This window comes from Bradyrhizobium iriomotense (genome assembly GCF_018130765.1).
GTDB lineage: Bacteria > Pseudomonadota > Alphaproteobacteria > Rhizobiales > Xanthobacteraceae > Bradyrhizobium > Bradyrhizobium iriomotense_A.
In genome coordinates, this window is the sequence record NZ_JAFCJZ010000009.1 from 119,644 (window position 1) to 136,082 (window position 16,439).

The following is a 16,439-nucleotide window of genomic DNA, read 5'->3' on the forward strand; positions in this document are numbered from 1 at the left end:
TTGGGTTAGAGAGGGCTAAAGTTTTCTCTGACCCGGAATTCCCATGGCCGCACCCAAGAAAGCCGCCGCAGGCGCTGCACAGGACAAAACCGACGGCGGTTCGCCCCCGGAATTCACGAGGGAGCAGGAGCTCACCGCGCTTCGCGAGATGCTCCTGATCCGGCGGTTCGAGGAAAAGGCCGGCCAGCTCTACGGCATGGGCGCGATCGGCGGCTTCTGCCACCTCTATATCGGCCAGGAGGCCGTGGTGGTCGGCATGCAGATGGCCCTGAAAGAGGGCGATCAGGTCATCACCGGCTATCGCGATCACGGCCATATGCTTGCCACCGGCATGGACGCCAACGGCGTCATGGCCGAGCTCACGGGACGCCGCGGCGGCTATTCCAAGGGCAAGGGCGGCTCCATGCACATGTTCAGCAAGGAGAAGCACTTCTACGGCGGCCACGGCATCGTCGGCGCGCAGGTTTCGCTTGGCACGGGTCTGGCCTTCGCCAATCACTATCGCGGCAACGGCAATGTCAGCGTCACCTATTTCGGTGACGGCGCGGCCAACCAGGGCCAGGTCTATGAGAGCTTCAACATGGCGGAGCTCTGGAAGCTGCCGGTGATCTACGTCATCGAGAACAATCGCTACGCCATGGGCACCGCGGTCTCGCGCGCCTCGGCCCAGCAGGATTTCTCCAAGCGCGGCGTGTCCTTCAACATCCCCGGCAAGCAGGTCGACGGCATGGACGTCCGCGCCGTCAAGGCGGCGGGCGAAGAGGCGGCGGCCTGGTGCCGCGCCGGCAAGGGCCCCTTCATCCTGGAGATGCAGACCTACCGCTATCGCGGCCATTCGATGTCCGACCCCGCAAAATATCGCACGCGCGAGGAGGTCGAGAAGGTCCGCCACGACCAGGATCCGATCGAGCAGGTGCGCAATCGCCTGCTGGCGGCCAAGGTGAGCGAGGCCGATCTGAAGGCGATCGACGCCGAGGTGCGCGACATCGTCAACGCGTCCGCCGACTTTGCCCAGCATGATCCCGAGCCGGATGCCGCCGAGCTCTGGACCGACGTTTACCGCTGAACGCGCGCAAGCTTTCTTTTGGAGTCGATATGCCAATTCAAGTGCTGATGCCCGCGTTGTCGCCCACGATGGAAAAGGGCAACCTCGCCAAGTGGCTGAAAAAAGAGGGCGAGACGATCAAGTCGGGCGACGTGATCGCCGAGATCGAGACCGACAAGGCGACCATGGAGGTCGAGGCGACCGACGAGGGCACGCTCGGCAAGATCCTGATCCCCGAGGGCACCGCCGACGTTGCGGTGAACACGCCGATCGCGACCATTCTGGCGGATGGTGAAAGCGCGGCCGATCTCGCCAAAGCACCTGCACCGGCCGCGAAGGCTGCGGAGTCGGCGCCGCCTGCCGCCGCAAAGGCCGAGGCACCCGCGCCCAAGGCTGCGCCTGCGCCGCAAGCTGTCGCCGAACCCGATCCTGAAGTGCCCGCGGGCACCGAGATGGTGACGCAGACCATCCGCGAAGCGCTGCGCGACGCCATGGCCGAAGAGATGCGCCGCGACGCGGATGTCTTCGTGATGGGCGAAGAGGTCGCCGAATATCAGGGCGCCTACAAGGTCACGCAAGGGTTGCTCCAGGAGTTCGGCGCCAAGCGCGTCATCGACACCCCGATCACTGAGCACGGCTTTGCCGGCGTCGGCGTCGGTGCCGCCATGACCGGCTTGAAGCCGATCGTCGAGTTCATGACCTTCAACTTCGCCATGCAGGCGATCGACCAGATCATCAACTCGGCGGCCAAGACGCTCTACATGTCCGGCGGGCAGATGGGCTGCTCGATCGTGTTCCGCGGGCCGAACGGCGCCGCCGCGCGCGTCGCCGCCCAGCACAGCCAGGACTACTCGGCCTGGTACTCGAACATCCCGGGCCTCAAGGTCGTCGCGCCGTTCTCGGCCGCCGACTACAAGGGCCTGCTCAAGGCCGCGATCCGCGATCCCAATCCGGTGATCTTCCTCGAGAACGAGGTGCTCTACGGCCACACCGGCGAAGTGCCCAAGCTCGACGACTTCATCGTTCCGATCGGCAAGGCGCGCATCGTGCGTTCCGGCAGCCACGTCACTCTCATCTCGTGGTCGAACGGCATGACCTATGCGCTGAAGGCCGCCGACGAGCTCGCCAAGGACGGCATCGAGGCCGAGGTGATCGATTTGCGCACGCTGCGTCCGATGGACACCGAGACCATCGTCAATTCCGTCAAGAAGACCGGCCGCGCCGTCACGGTGGAAGAGGGCTGGGCCCAGAGCGGCGTCGGCGCCGAGATCGCCGCCCGCATCATGGAGAACGCGTTCGACTATCTGGACGCGCCGGTCGCGCGCGTCTCCGGCAAGGACGTGCCGATGCCCTATGCCGCCAACCTGGAGAAGCTCGCGCTGCCTTCGGCGGCGGAAGTCGTCGAGGCCGCCAAAGCCGTCTGCTACAGGTAGACCATGGCGGGCCCCAAGGAGCAGCCTCTGCCGCCCGACGTCATGACCCGCGACGACGCGGTCGAGATCCTGCGCGTGTTCGTGCTGGATGGCGGGCTGTCGATGGCGTTCCAGCGCGCCTTCGAGGAACCCGACATGTGGGGCCTGCTGCTCGTCGATCTCGCCCGCCACGCCGCGCGCGCCTATGCGCGCGAGAGCGAATATACCGAGGAGGACGCGCTGAACCGGATCCTCGACATGTTCCAGGCCGAGATCGAGCGTCCCACGGACACCGGCACCACGACGCCGCGCGGGAAGGGACACTGAAAGTGGCGATCGAATCCTATCACTTCGATTTCATGCTGGAGGCGATCCGCGAGGCGGAAACCTCGATCGCGCAGGGCGGCCTGCCGATCGGCGCCGTGCTGACGCGCGACAACAAGATCATCGCCCGCGGCCACAACAACCGCGTGCAGGAGAACAATGTCATCCTGCACGGCGAGATGAGCTGCCTGCGCGAGGCCGGCGCGATCACGTTCCACGACACCGTCATGTACACCACGCTGTCGCCTTGCTCGATGTGCGCCGGCGCGCTCGCGCTGTTCAAGGTCAAGCTGGTGGTGATCGGGGAGTCCGTCACCTTCCCGGGCTCCAAGGACATCCTCGACAAGTTCGGCATCTCCTGGATCGATCTTGCCGACGACCGCTCCATCACCATGATGAAGAATTGGCGTTCCATCCCTGCCAATGAGCGCCTGTGGCAGGGCGACATCGGCAACTAAACCTGGTCAGTTCGTCTCCGCTGTCGGAGACGACGTTTTGCAAAGTTCTTCTTGAGGTCAGCATGCCCATCAACATCCTGATGCCCGCTCTCTCGCCGACGATGGAGAAGGGCAACCTCGCCAAATGGCTGAAGAAGGAAGGCGACAAGGTCAAATCCGGCGACGTCATCGCCGAGATCGAGACCGACAAGGCGACCATGGAGGTCGAAGCCATCGACGAGGGCACGATCGCCAAGATCCTGGTGCCCGAGGGCACGCAGGATGTCCCGGTCAACGACGTGATCGCCGTGCTCGCCGGCGAGGGCGAGGACGTGAAGGCCGCTGGTAGCGCCAAGCCCAGCGCTTCGGCCGCGCCTCCGAAAGCTGCTGAAGCTCCCGCTGCTGCGCCGGCTCCCGCACCTGCGCCGGCCGCGCCCAAGGCGGCACCGCCCGCCGCCGCACCTGCGCCGCAGGCAGCACCTGCCGCGCAGAGCAACGGCCATGGCGGCCGCGTGTTCTCATCGCCGCTGGCGCGTCGTCTGGCCAAGGATGCCGGCATCGACGTGTCGATGGTCACGGGCACCGGCCCGCACGGCCGCGTGGTGGCTCGCGACGTCGAGCAGGCCAAGTCCGGCAAGGGCCTCAAGGCGCCCGCCGCGGCGCCGTCAGGTGCGCCCGCGATCGCGCCGACCATGTCGGACAAGCAGATCCTGTCGCTGTTCGAGCCGGGCTCCTACGACATCGTCCCGCATGACGGTATGCGTCGCACCATCGCGCAGCGCCTGACCGCGTCGATCCAGAACGTCCCGCACTTCTACCTCACCATCGACTGCGACATCGGCAAGCTGCTCGCCGCGCGCGAGGAGATCAACGCCGCCGCGCCGAAGGACAAGGAGAAGAAGCCGCTCTACAAGATCTCGGTCAACGATTTCGTCATCAAGGCGATGGCGGTGGCGCTGCAGAAGATCCCGAACTGCAATGTCAGCTGGACCGAAAGCGGCATGGTCAAGCACCACCATTCCGACGTCGGCGTTGCCGTGGCGATGCCGGGCGGCCTGATTACGCCGATCATCCGCAAGGCCGAGACCAAGACGCTCTCGACCATCTCCAACGAGATGAAGGACTTTGCCGCCCGCGCCCGCTCGCGCAAGCTGAAGCCCGAGGAGTACCAGGGCGGCACCACCGCCGTGTCCAACCTCGGCATGTACGGCATCAGCCACTTCACCGCGGTGATCAACCCGCCGCATGCGACGATCCTCGCGGTCGGCACCAGCGAGGAGCGTCCCGTGGTGCGCGGCGGCAAGATCGAGATCGCGCACATGATGAGCGTAACCTTGTCCTGCGATCACCGCGCCATCGACGGCGCGCTCGGCGCCGAGCTGATCGGTGCGTTCAAGCAGCTCATCGAAAACCCCGTCATGATGATGGTCTGAGATGGCGCATGACGACGCGCTGGCCCTGGATCTCGATGCTGGTTTCGCTGATCCTTACGCTCAGCCCGCTCGGCCGCGAGATCATTGAGTCAGCCTTCTTTGCCGGCGAGGCGCTGTCGCGCAACATCTGGGCGCCGATCGCACTCACCATCTTCGCCATCATGGCGGCGGTCATTCTCATCGAATGGCTGATCAGAGCCTACATATTCAAACGCCGCGCCCGCGGCGCAACGACCGCTTGAGTTGAATGGGAGCCGACATGGCCGATACATCCTTCGACATCATTATCATCGGCTCCGGTCCCGGCGGCTATGTCACCGCGATCCGCGCCGCCCAGCTCGGCTTCAAGGTTGCGATCGTCGAGAAATCCTATCTCGGCGGCATCTGCCTGAACTGGGGTTGCATTCCGACCAAGGCGCTGCTGCGCTCGGCCGAGATCTACCACTACATGCAGCACGCCAAGGATTACGGCCTGTCGGCGGAGAAGGTCTCGTTCGATCCGAAGGCCGTGGTGCAGCGCTCGCGCGGTGTCTCGAAGCGGCTCAACGACGGCGTCGGCTTCCTGATGAAGAAGAACAAGGTCAGCGTGATCTGGGGCGCAGCCTCGATTGACGCCCCCGGCAAGATCACCGTGAAGAAGTCCGACGTCGAGGGACCCAAGGGTACGCTGGGCGAGGGGACCTACCAGGCCAAGCACATCATCATCGCGACCGGCGCGCGCCCGCGCGTGCTGCCGGGTCTCGAGCCCGACAAGAAGCTGGTCTGGACCTATTTCGAGGCGATGGTGCCGGACCGGATTCCGAAGTCGCTGCTCGTCGTCGGCTCCGGCGCGATCGGCATCGAGTTCGCCTCGTTCTTCCACACCATGGGCTCGGACGTGACCGTGGTCGAGGTGCTGCCGCAGATCCTCCCGGTCGAGGACGCCGAGATCGCGGGCCTTGCGCGCAAGCGCTTCGAGAAGATGGGCATGAAGATCATGTCCTCGACCAAGGTCACCAAGCTCGACAAGAAGGCCGACAGCGTCGTCGCCACCATCGACGACGGCAAGGGCAAGCCTGTGACGACGGAGTTCGAGCGCGTGATCTCGGCGGTCGGCGTCGTCGGCAACATCGAAAATCTCGGCCTGGAAAAGCTCGGGGTCAAGACCGACCGCGGCTGCATCGTCATCGACGGTTACGGCAAGACCAACGTGCCCGGCATCTACGCCATCGGCGACGTCTCCGGTCCCCCGATGCTGGCGCACAAGGCCGAGCATGAGGGTGTGATCTGCGTCGAGGCGATCAAGGGTCTGCATCCGCACGCCATGGACAAGAACATGATCCCGGGCTGCACCTACTGCCATCCGCAGGTCGCTTCCGTGGGCCTCACCGAAGCCAAGGCCAAGGAGAACGGCCGCGAGATCCGCGTCGGCCGCTTCCCCTTCGTCGGCAACGGCAAGGCGATCGCGCTCGGCGAGGACCAGGGCCTCGTCAAGGTGATCTTCGACAAGAAGACCGGCCAGCTCCTCGGCGCCCACATGGTCGGCGCGGAAGTGACCGAGCTGATCCAAGGTTACGTTGTCGCCATGAACCTGGAGACCACGGAAGAAGAGCTGATGCACACGGTCTTCCCGCATCCGACCCTGTCGGAGATGATGAAGGAAGCCGTGCTGGATGCGTATGGACGGGTGCTGAATATCTGAGGGCACACGTCATTCCGGGGCGCCTCGAAGAGGCGAACCCGGAATCTCGAGATTCCGGGTTCGATGCTTCGCATCGCCCCGGAAAGACGGACGATAGAGATCACTGGCATAAGCAAGAAGAAAGAAGCCATGCACGACAACGACAACCTCACCATCGAACGCCCGACCTTCGTCACCCATCTCGAATGCGCGATGGAGGGCGACCATTACGCGGCCGATCAGGTCCACAACCTCTCCAAGGCCGGCAAGCCGCTCTTGGTGCGTTACGACCTCGCCGGTGTGAAGAAGGCGCTGACCAAGGACGCGCTCAGCAATCGCCCCGGCGACATGTGGCGCTACCGCGAGCTGCTGCCGGTGCGCAAATGCAAGGACATCGTCTCGCTCGGCGAAGCCACGACGCCGCTGATCCGGCTGCCCAAGCTCGGCAAGAAGCTCGGCGGCGGCGAGATCATCGTGAAGGACGAGGGGCGCCTGCCGACCGGCTCGTTCAAGGCGCGCGGCCTGGTGATGGCGGTGTCGATGGGCAAGGCGCTCGGCATCAAGCACATGGCGATGCCGACCAACGGCAATGCCGGCGCGGCGCTGGCGGCCTATGCGACGAGCTGCGGCATCAAGACCACGATCTTCTGCCCGGCCGATACGCCGGAAGTGAACGTCAGCGAGATCGAGCTGCAGGGCGCGACCGTCTACCGCGTCAACGGCTATATCGACGATTGCGGCAAGATCGTCGGCGAGGGCAAGGCGAAAGTCGGCTGGTTCGACACCTCGACGCTGAAGGAGCCGTATCGCATCGAGGGCAAGAAGACGATGGGCCTTGAGCTCGCCGAGCAGCTTGGCTGGGACGTGCCCGACGTGATCTTCTACCCGACCGGCGGCGGCACCGGCCTGATCGGCATGTGGAAGGCGTTCGACGAGCTCGAGAAGATCGGGTTCATCGGCTCAAAGCGCCCGCGCATGGTCGCGGTGCAGGCCTCGGGCTGCGCGCCGATGGTGCGTGCCTACGAGGCCGGCACCGAGCACGCAACGCGTTGGGAGGACGCCCACACCATTGCGTCGGGCATCCGCGTGCCGCAGGCGATCGGCGATTTTCTCATTCTGCGCGCGGTGCGCGAGAGCAAGGGCTTTGCGATCGCGGTCGATGACGACAAGATCTCGGCGGCCCTGAACGAGGTCGCGCGCGAGGAGGGGCTGCTGCTGTGCCCGGAGGGCGCTGCGACCTACGCCGCCTACAAGGAGAGCCTTGCCGACGGCCGCGTCTCGAAGGGTGACCGCGTGATGCTGTTCAATTGCGCCACCGGCCTGAAATATCCGCTGCCGCCGGTCACCCGCACGCTCGATCGCCACAAGCCGATCGACTACTCGCAGTTCTAAGCAAGACCAGACAGCCGGAGCGCGACTATCGCGCTCCGGCGCGTCATTTCGTCTCTTCACGACCGATCCCTCTTCCCGTACGCGGGAGGGCATAAAAATAACAACGACATCGCTGGGGAGAACACAATGAAGAAGGCCGTCTGGGCCGGACTGATCGGTCTTCTCGCTCTTGCAGGCGCCGCGCGCGCCGACGACTATCCCTCGCGCCCCATCACCATCGTCGTTCCCTTCGCAGCCGGCGGTCCCTCGGACGCGATGGCGCGCGTGCTCGCCGAGCGGATGCGGACCTCACTCGGCCAGCCCCTGGTGATCGAGAACGTCACCGGCGCAGGCGGCTCGATCGGCGTCGGCCGCGCCGTGCAATCGCCGCCCGATGGCTACACCATCTCCTTCGGTCATCTCGGCACTCACGTCGCCAACGGCGCCGTCTACAAGCTCAGCTACGATCTCGTCGCCGATCTCGAACCCGTGGTGCTGCTGCCGAGCAACCCGATGATCGTGGTCAGCAAGAACGCGGTACCCGCGGCCTCGCTGAAAGAGCTGATCGAATGGCTGAAGTCGCGGCCGTCGCCGCCGACCGCCGGCACCGCCGGTGCAGGCTCCGGCAGCCACATCGCGGGCGTCTATTTCGAGAGCGTGTCCGGCATCAAGCTGCAATACGTCCCGTATCGCGGCACTGCGCCTGCGCTGAACGATCTGATCGCCGGCCAGATCGATATCATCGTCGACCAGACCTCCAACTCCATCAACCAGGTCCGCGCCGGCACCATCCGCGCCTACGCCATCACCGACAACAAGCGCCTCGCGTCCGCGCCCGATATTCCGACCGCGGAGGAGGCGGGCCTGAAAGGCTTCAACATGACGCTGTGGTCGGGAATGTGGGTGCCGAAGGGCACGCCGAAGGCGATTGTGACGAAGCTCAATGCCGCGGCTGTGGAGGCACTGAACGATCCCGCCGTGAAGAAGCAGCTCGAAAGCCAGGGCCTGGAGATGACGCCGCAGGACCAGCTCACCCCGGAGGCGCTCGGTGCGCAGCAAAAGGCCGAGATCGCAAAGTGGTGGCCGATCATCAAGGCGGCCAACATCAAGGTGGAGTGAGTGCTTCGCTTTGGCCGCAGCGCGCAGGGCTTGCCCTGAGGACCGGCGGGACGCGGCGCCGCCGCATCACATCGTGGCGCCACCGGCGTCCGAAAGTGCCGTCTCCAGGCACTCGATCAGGGCTCGTGTTGAAAACGGCTTGGCGAGAAAGCCGATCGCGCCGGCCTTCAGCGCGCGGTCGCGCACGGCCTCGTCCGGAAAAGCCGTCATGAAGATGAAGGGCGTAATGCGCCCGAGGCCGCGCAGATGCGCCAACAGCTCGATGCCGCTCATGGCCGACATCTGCACATCCGCGATCACGCAGGAGGTCGTCTCCAGTTCGGCGGATTGGAGAAATTCGTGAGCCGAGCCAAAGGTGTAGACCGTGTATCCGCGCGACGTCAGGAGGTTGTTCGTCGCAAGGCGAACCGAGGCATCATCATCAATGACGGAAATGATCGAAGGCACTGACAAGATGATCGCTCCTGAACGGGGAGCCGCCGGCCGCGGTTCAGCCGCTTCAGGGAAGGTGGGCCACCGGAGCGAGCTTGGAAAGCATACTTAGGTTTGCAGGTGACCCCTGTTGCGCGGGATTCCGAGCGCGTCCGTCATCCTGACAAGATCGGCCAACGACTTCGCCCCCATCTTCCGCATGATCTGCCCGCGATAGATCTTCACGGTGATCTCGGCCAATCCAAGCTCGGCGGCGACCTGCTTGTTCATCAGCCCGGATGCAACCAGGGCGAGGACGTCGCGCTCGCGTGCCGTCAGCCCCTCGAAACGGGATCGCACACCCGAGATCGACTTCTCGGCATCGCGCCGCTTGCGATCTCGTTCGATCGCCGCCTGCACCGCATCCAGCATGTCCTGGTCGCGCACCGGCTTGGTCAGGAAATCGACGGCACCGCTTTTCATGGCTCTGACGGTCATGGGGATATCGCCATGGCCGGTGATGAAGATGATGGGCGTGTGAATATTGGCCTTGGCGAGGTCGGCCTGGAGGTCGAGGCCGCTCGAGCCCGGCAGGCGGATGTCGAGCACGAGGCAACTGGGGACCGCAGGCGGCTTGGCTTCCATGATCTCAGCCGCCGAACTGAAGGCTTGGACCTTGAGACCGACCGATTGAAAGAGATTGGTGAGCGCACGGCGCATCGAGGGATCATCATCGACGATCAGGACGATCGGTTCGCCGGCGCTCGCCTCGGTCTGCTTGGCATGGTCAGTCACGACGTGTCCTTGTGTGGCAAGGGCAGGGCGATCTGGAATGTTGCACCGCGCCCCTCGTTTTGAAAGGCCGAAAGCCGGCCCGCGTGGGCCTCGATGATCGACCGGCAGATCGACAGTCCCATTCCCAGGCCGCTCGATTTCGTCGTGAAGAAGGGAGTGAATATGCGCTCCTTGACGTCCTTGCCGAGGCCGACGCCGCGGTCCGTCACGGTGAGGAGCAGGCGGTCGTCGTCGTCCGCCCGGTACGAGCGGATCGCCAGTTCGCGCGGGCGGTCGACATTGCCCAGCATGGCTTCGATGCCGTTCATCACCAGGTTGATCAGCACTTGCTGGAGCTGGATCCGGTCACCGCAGATCCGGGGCAGGTCGGATGCCAACTCCATTCGCACCGACACCGCATGGGTCGCGAGTTCGCGCCGAACGAGCGCCACTGCCTCCCTGACGACCTGGTTGATGTCGAGCGGGACGACTTCGATCTCGGTCTTCTTCGCAAGCGCCCTGATCCGGCGGATCACCTCGCTCGCCCGATTGGCGTCCTCGACAATCCATTCAGCGGAACGGCGCGCGGCCTTCAGATCCGCCGGTTCGCGGTCGAGCCAGGCGATGCAGGCGTCCGCATTGGAGATCACCGCGGCCAGAGGCTGGGTGATTTCGTGGGCGATCGACGTGGTCAGCTCGCCGAGCGTCGTGACGCGCGTGACATGGGCGAGCTCGCCTTGCGCCTTGCGCAGCGCCTCTTCCGCTTGCTCGACGCGGATCGCCGCCGTGATGTCGCTGCTGACGCCGCGATAGCCGAGAAAATTGCCTTGCGCATCATGAAGGGGCTTGCCGCTGGTGCGCACGTAGATTGGAGATCCGTTGCGATCCCTGCTGCGGTAGATCAGATCGCGGAACGGGACATGGGCATCGAGCGCCGCGCGGTGCTGCTCCCATTTCTCCGGCTCGAACTCGGCATCGGGTGGGATGTCCCAACGGGTCAGGCCGATCAAGCCCGTCGGCGGAGCGCTGGACGTATCGGAATGTTCCGATATCCGCGTGATGCGGTGGTCCGGCCCGGTCTCCCAGAACCAATCCGATGCGGTTTCGGCATAGTCGCGGAATCGCTGCTCGGATGCCTTGAGCTCGTCGAACGCCTTATGCAGCGCATCCTTTGCCGCCAGCTGCTCGGTGACGTCTACGTGCGTGCCGATGATTTCTATCACCTCGCCATCGTGGCCGATCACGGGATGTCCCTCGCTATGGACGCGCCTGATCGAACCGTCGGGGCGCACGATCCGGAAGTCGATTTGGAAGGGCTGCTTCTGCCTGATAGCTTCGCGTTCCATCTCGACAATCCGCTGAAAGTCCTCCGGCAGGATACGTTGCTGAAATGCTCGGGCGGGGACATCGATCTGGTCCGGCTCAAACCCGAACAGACGGTAGAGTTCAGCCGATCGGTAGGCGAACTCCTGGCGATGAATGTCCCAGGCCCAGCTGCTCGTATGGCTGAGGCGTTGGGCTTCGCTCAAATAGGCTTCGCTGCGACGCAGCCTCTCTTCCGCTTCCTTTGCAATCGTGACATCGGTCACCGCCCCGACGAATTCGATGCGCCCGGACGGATGTCGAACCGCGCGTGCCACGGAATGGAGATATTTGACCGATCCATCGGGCATCAGCAGGCGGTATTCGTGGTCGAAATCCTCCGCCAGGCGGTAGGCCCGATCAAGGGTGCTGCGGACCGTATCGCGGTCTTCCGGATGGATGCGCTGAAAGACGAATCTCAGGGTCGGCTTCGCCGCCGGGTCGCATTGGAAGATGCGGAAGGTCTCCCTCGACCAGACCGCTTCGCCGGTCGCGAGGTTCAAGCCGAAGCTGCCGGTGTGGCTCAATTCCTGAGCCTGGGCGAGATAGGCCTCGCTCTGCCGCAGCGCATCCTCCGTCTCCTTGCGCTGGGTAATGTTCTCGCAGGCGACCAGCAGGATCGGCGTGCCGTCGCCGCGCAGCATCGCCTTGGCGTTTTCACGGACCCAGAGCACCGACCCGTCCTTCCGGAACTTGCGAATCTCCCAGGTGTGCGACTGGTCCAAGGTCGTAAGGCACAAGGCGACGCATTGACGAACGAAGTCGTGGTCCTCCTCGAAGAAGACGTTCAGCACGGATTGGCCGATCAGCTCGTCCGTCGTGTAGCCCAGTTGTGCGGCGCCGAACGTATTGACGTTGAGCACCGTTCCGGCCGGATCGACCATGAAGTACATGACCGGATTGTGCTCGAACACCTCGCGCCATTGCTTCATGGCGTCACGCAGATCGGTGTTCTGCCGCGCAGCGTCTGCGACCGCACGCCCGTCCTTCTCGCCGTTGCCGAATGATCGAAGCGCCGCAAGGCCGCCGAGCAGGAATTGTGCGGCCGAACTCCCGATTTTCGTGATCTGGCCAGGCATCATCGCAAGCGTCCCGGCTCGCCAGCGTCGAGGCGAGTAGAGCACTTTGGCATAACAGGGGCAATTCCCTGCGACGAAAGTCGGATTCCCGGCAAAATTCCCGATTGCCGTGCAGCTTGCGCGCGTTGCGCCGTCTCGTTGCGCGGGCGGGGAGGCCCGGAAAACTACGGCACAAACCTACGTATAGCTCGCACAACCCTAGTTCTAGCGCGCATTTACCTCCGTACAATTGAGCGGTGCGTTGCACGGAGCCTAGTCTTGCAGCCAATCGAGGGGAGACGATTGCGGAGCACGAATTGCCGAAAAGTTCGGCGTGTTGCCTCCAAAGAGCCAGGCTCTGCGTCCGCCGCCCTGACTAGCCGGATGAATAGCCGGTCACGATTGAGAAGCCGCATTTTCCGTGACGACCCCTGCCTTTGCGCACGAGGACGCCAGGACCCAAAGAGGTCAAGAGGAGAGGATGATGTGCGATAGCCCCGAGTATTCCGAGCGCCGTTCCGAGTCCAAAGGCTGTGCCGTCTGTGCCGGCAAGTTTGGCCTGATCCGATACTACTCCTGGCGGACGCCGCTCTGCTCAAGGAAATGCCTCGACCGGTTCAGGGCGCGTCGCGAACGCGACCGCAGCTGGCTGTTCCAGTGCCAGGCGGCATGAGGATCGGCCGCCGCACCTAGCCCGTCAGGTCATTTCTTCGTTCGGAGGCTGTGAATTGAACCGTGGCTGCAAGCTCCTGTTGGCGATCACGCTGCCGCTTCCGCTGCTGGCGGGCGTGAAGGCCGAGGAAGCCGGACGGGATGGTTCGCATCGTCACCATCCGCCTCAGGATCAGCTGCTGCACGAGAAATTCTATTCGGGCTGGCGCATGCCGGACAATCCGATTTTGAGCTGCTGCAACAATGCGGATTGCTACCCGACCGAGATACGCTACGCCGAAGGCAGGATCTATGCGCGGCGCCGGGAAGACGGGAAATACATCCTGATCCCGTCCCAGAAGGTCGAGCGCAACAGAGACAATCCCGACGGCCGCAACCATATCTGCGCGCCGCCGCCGTCCGCCTCTCTGGTCGACACGGTCTACTGCTTCGCGCTGGGAGGTGCCACGTGAGATTCATATTGGTGAACGGCAGAACCCCGTTTCGCAAGACGTCGTGCCTGTGGTGCTGCGAGGAGATCGAGGGGGGCTATCTGCGCGATGCCAGGACGCTGCTGCCCTACTGCGGCTACGAATGCTACGCGATTCACCAGGAGACGGCGCGGTTGATCGAGGGGCGTACGCGCGCGGCATCCTGAGCAGACAGGCCAGAGGGACGCATCAGCGGACATTCCATCGGCAGGAGAGGACACGGCATTGAGATTCATGCTCGTCAATCAGGAACATCCCTGCCACGACGCCGCCTGCAGCGCATGCGACCGGCCGCTGGGTTCGAGTTACGTCCGGCATGTGTCGAAGCAAGAGCGCTATTGCGACTACGATTGCTATCGTCGGCAGACGGCCACGGACATGCTGTGGCCCTACCGCAGCTCGCTCGAGGCGGTCGCGGTGCTGACGGCTATCGCGAGCTGGAGCTGGATGATTCAGATGGGCGCGCTGTCGCGCTCACTGGGCGAGGCATATCTGCGCGGGTACGACCTTCTGACCCTGGAAGGAGGTGACGGCTAGCTGCACGACGCAGGCCGCGCAGAATCGTCGGCCGCAGTCACCATTGTCCAGCCTCGCGCCGCGTCCAGCCCCGGCGGTCGCGAGGCTACGGCGATGGGGCTGCGGCCGATACCGTTGGTGCCGCGCTCGCGTCTTGCGTCACCACGCGCTGGTCGCTCTTGCCGGCGATCATGCCGCTGCCCTCGAACCGTGCGCGGTAGACCAGCACGTTCTCCATCACGCGCTGTACGTAATTGCGCGTCTCCGACAGCGGGATGCGCTCGACCCAGTCGACCGGATCGACATTGGCATCCCTGGGGTCGCCGCGCGCCTGCACCCATTCCCGCACCCGGCCACGGCCGGCATTGTAGCCGGCGAAGGTCATAATCTGGTTGCCGCGATATTCCGACAGCAGCGCACTGAGCTCGGCCGCGCCCATCTGCGTGTTGTAGACGGGATCGGAGACCATCCTGTCCCAATCATAGGTCAAGCCGAAGCGCTTTGCGGTGTCGCGGCCGGCTTCCGGCGTCACCTGCATCAGCCCGACCGCATTGGCGGGCGACTTGTCGCGCTGGTCGAACGAGCTCTCGGTGCGCGCCACCGAGTAGATTACGCTGGTCTCGATCGGCGGGGCGAGCTGCTTGTGCTCGGGGATGCCGATGGTCGGGAAGGCGTAATGGTCGAGCGCGAGCCCGCGCGCCAGCGCCGACTTGCCGACCTCCAGCATCACGCGCGCATCGTTGCGCCGGCCGGCGAGCTCGCCGAGCGCTTCGAGCGCTGCGACGTCGGTGCTCTCCTTGGCAAAATCCTCGGCGTAATAGAACACGGTGTCGCGCTCGCCGATCCCGTACAGCATGTCGGCGGCGCGCACGCGCTCGTCGGCAGGAAGGGTGTCGGCAGAAGCCAGAACAGGCGAGGGCGCACGCAGCTCGATGCGGTCGAGCCCGAGCTTGGCGCGGGCGAGCTGGCCGTAATAGGCGGTCGAGTAGCGCGCCGCGGCCTTGTAGCTCATGCGGGCGTCGGCGGTCGCGCCCATGGCTTCCGCTGCGCGGCCACGCCAGTAATGCGCGCGCGACAGCGCGATCGGATTGGCCGAGCCTTCGTCGATCGCGGCGAAATGCACCATCGCCGTCCTGGGATCGTTGAGGTAGCGCAGCGCAATCCAGCCGCACATGAAGTGATAATCGACGCGGTAGACTTCCTTCTCGGGCACCGCCGCGGTGCGCACTACGTCGTAAGCGGTCTTGAACTTGTCCTGGTCGAGCAGCTTGCGCGCCAGCAGGCGGCGCTCGCGCCACCAGGCGTCGGTGTCCTGCGCCGCCATCGTGTCGGGCGCGGCTGCGAGGATCACCTCGGCCGCATCGTCGATGCGGTCTTTCTGGAGATGCCACTGCGCGCGGCACAGCACATAGCCGAGATCGCGGCGCGCCTCGGCTGAGACATCGTCGAGATAGTCCTTGGCCTTGTTCGCCTTGCCCGTGACCGCGGCACAGGCCTTGACGATTGCGAGCGCATCCTCGCCGAGCCGTTTGGCCGCGCGCCTTGCGCCGGCGTAGTCCTTGGCGCCGAGCCGCTTGTCCATGCGCGCGCGATGGTCGTCGGCGTTCAGCAGATCGCGGAACGCCTCGTAGGAATCCTCCTCGCTGCGCTCGGACAATTCGTCGGTGCGCCAGGCCTCGCGCACCAGACGCGCGGCCCTGTCGCTCTCGCCTTCCGTGAGCAGCACGCGGGCGAGCGCGAACTTGCCCTTGGCGCTGGTCGGGTGGTCCATCGTGAATTTGTGCACGGTGGCGGCGTCGGCCTTTTCCTGCCACAGCCGGGCCTCGGCGCGACGGCGCAACAGTGCGCTGCTCGGCCAGTCCGGGTTGGCGGTGAGGAAGCCGGCGTAGCGCTTGAAATTCGCAGTGCTCTCGGAATGGCGCAGCATGAACCAGTCGGCGAGCTTCTGCCCGGCGGGGTCGGCGATGCGGTCGCGCGCCGCGCCCGCATCGTCGGTCTTGCCCTTGCGCGCGAGATCGATCGCGTCCTTCAGCGCGGCGAGATCGCCGGTGAGCGGCGGGGCGGCCGGCTTGTCCGCGGGCTCGTCGTCCTGCTTCTTCGACTTGCGTTTGGCCTCGGCATGCTTGCCGTGCCGTGACTTCGCCGCGGCATGGCGCTGCTTGCCGGCTTTCGCCTCATGCGTCTTTTTGGACGCAGACGATTTGTGACTGCTCTTCGCCGCCAGCTCCGACGGAAGGAGGGCCAGTGCGGCCACGGCAACGACACACGCGAGCGAGCGTAGGCACTGGTTCATTGGATGGTCCCCCTGCGAAACCACTACAAACCAAGGTCCGCGATCGTATGCGGCTTGAGAATCAAAGACACCAAACGATGCC

16 protein-coding genes are annotated in these 16,439 nt (G+C 64.7%); 12 read left to right on the forward strand and 4 right to left on the reverse strand.

Features of this window, described 5'->3' with window-relative positions:
- Positions 1-43 precede the first annotated feature (43 nt).
- The 9 genes from pdhA to JQ635_RS17500 all read left to right on the forward strand — a co-directional run bounded on the left by pdhA (position 44) and on the right by JQ635_RS17500 (position 8,801).
- Complete coding sequence (gene pdhA / locus JQ635_RS17460; protein WP_211411076.1) at positions 44-1,066, forward strand: pyruvate dehydrogenase (acetyl-transferring) E1 component subunit alpha; 1,023 nt, start codon at positions 44-46, stop codon at positions 1,064-1,066.
- 29 nt (positions 1,067-1,095) lie between these two features.
- Positions 1,096-2,478 (forward strand): pyruvate dehydrogenase complex E1 component subunit beta, encoded by a 1,383-nt coding sequence (locus JQ635_RS17465; protein WP_211411077.1) that lies wholly within the window; start codon positions 1,096-1,098, stop codon positions 2,476-2,478.
- Positions 2,479-2,481: 3 nt separating this feature from the next.
- Positions 2,482-2,784, forward strand: coding sequence for a DUF5076 domain-containing protein (locus JQ635_RS17470; RefSeq protein ID WP_008547332.1), 303 nt, complete (start codon positions 2,482-2,484; stop codon positions 2,782-2,784).
- 2 nt (positions 2,785-2,786) lie between these two features.
- On the forward strand, positions 2,787-3,239 hold the full coding sequence (locus JQ635_RS17475; RefSeq protein ID WP_211411078.1) for a nucleoside deaminase: 453 nt from the start codon (positions 2,787-2,789) through the stop codon (positions 3,237-3,239).
- 62 nt (positions 3,240-3,301) lie between these two features.
- Positions 3,302-4,651, forward strand: coding sequence for a pyruvate dehydrogenase complex dihydrolipoamide acetyltransferase (locus JQ635_RS17480; protein ID WP_211411079.1), 1,350 nt, complete (start codon positions 3,302-3,304; stop codon positions 4,649-4,651).
- A gap of 8 nt (positions 4,652-4,659) precedes the next feature.
- Entirely contained in the window at positions 4,660-4,893 is a 234-nt protein-coding gene (locus tag JQ635_RS17485; protein WP_211411080.1) for a hypothetical protein, read from the forward strand.
- A 17-nt stretch (positions 4,894-4,910) separates the two neighbouring features.
- Positions 4,911-6,332, forward strand: coding sequence for a dihydrolipoyl dehydrogenase (gene lpdA, locus JQ635_RS17490; protein ID WP_211411081.1), 1,422 nt, complete (start codon positions 4,911-4,913; stop codon positions 6,330-6,332).
- Positions 6,333-6,461: 129 nt separating this feature from the next.
- On the forward strand, positions 6,462-7,703 hold the full coding sequence (locus JQ635_RS17495; protein ID WP_211411082.1) for a threonine synthase: 1,242 nt from the start codon (positions 6,462-6,464) through the stop codon (positions 7,701-7,703).
- Positions 7,704-7,829: 126 nt separating this feature from the next.
- Positions 7,830-8,801 (forward strand): tripartite tricarboxylate transporter substrate binding protein BugD, encoded by a 972-nt coding sequence (locus JQ635_RS17500; RefSeq protein ID WP_211411083.1) that lies wholly within the window; start codon positions 7,830-7,832, stop codon positions 8,799-8,801.
- 66 nt (positions 8,802-8,867) lie between these two features.
- Here JQ635_RS17500 and JQ635_RS17505 read toward each other — a convergent pair whose 3' ends face one another.
- The 3 genes from JQ635_RS17505 to JQ635_RS17515 form a co-directional block, all read right to left on the reverse strand.
- Positions 8,868-9,254, reverse strand: a complete 387-nt coding sequence (locus JQ635_RS17505; protein WP_211411084.1) for a response regulator transcription factor — start codon at positions 9,252-9,254, stop codon at positions 8,868-8,870.
- 87 nt (positions 9,255-9,341) lie between these two features.
- Positions 9,342-10,007 carry a response regulator transcription factor gene (locus tag JQ635_RS17510; protein ID WP_211411085.1) on the reverse strand — a complete coding sequence of 222 codons (666 nt, stop codon included), beginning with the start codon at positions 10,005-10,007 and terminating at the stop codon, positions 9,342-9,344.
- A complete protein-coding gene (locus JQ635_RS17515) occupies positions 10,004-12,430 on the reverse strand; it encodes a PAS domain S-box protein (protein WP_211411086.1) in 2,427 nt (808 codons plus the stop codon). The genes JQ635_RS17510 and JQ635_RS17515 overlap by 4 nt, the downstream gene beginning before the upstream one ends.
- A 704-nt stretch (positions 12,431-13,134) precedes the next feature.
- Between JQ635_RS17515 and JQ635_RS17520 the strand changes: the two genes are divergently transcribed.
- The 3 genes from JQ635_RS17520 to JQ635_RS17530 all read left to right on the forward strand — a co-directional run bounded on the left by JQ635_RS17520 (position 13,135) and on the right by JQ635_RS17530 (position 14,085).
- Entirely contained in the window at positions 13,135-13,530 is a 396-nt protein-coding gene (locus tag JQ635_RS17520; RefSeq protein WP_211411087.1) for a hypothetical protein, read from the forward strand.
- Complete coding sequence (locus JQ635_RS17525; protein WP_211411209.1) at positions 13,527-13,715, forward strand: hypothetical protein; 189 nt, start codon at positions 13,527-13,529, stop codon at positions 13,713-13,715. Before JQ635_RS17520 ends, JQ635_RS17525 begins: the two co-directional genes overlap by 4 nt.
- Before the next feature lie 67 nt (positions 13,716-13,782).
- Positions 13,783-14,085 carry a hypothetical protein gene (locus JQ635_RS17530; RefSeq protein ID WP_246583604.1) on the forward strand — a complete coding sequence of 101 codons (303 nt, stop codon included), beginning with the start codon at positions 13,783-13,785 and terminating at the stop codon, positions 14,083-14,085.
- Positions 14,086-14,170: 85 nt separating this feature from the next.
- On the opposite strand, the gene JQ635_RS17535 is transcribed toward JQ635_RS17530, so the two are convergent.
- On the reverse strand, positions 14,171-16,357 hold the full coding sequence (locus JQ635_RS17535) for a lytic transglycosylase domain-containing protein (protein WP_211411088.1): 2,187 nt from the start codon (positions 16,355-16,357) through the stop codon (positions 14,171-14,173).
- Positions 16,358-16,439: the final 82 nt, after the last annotated feature.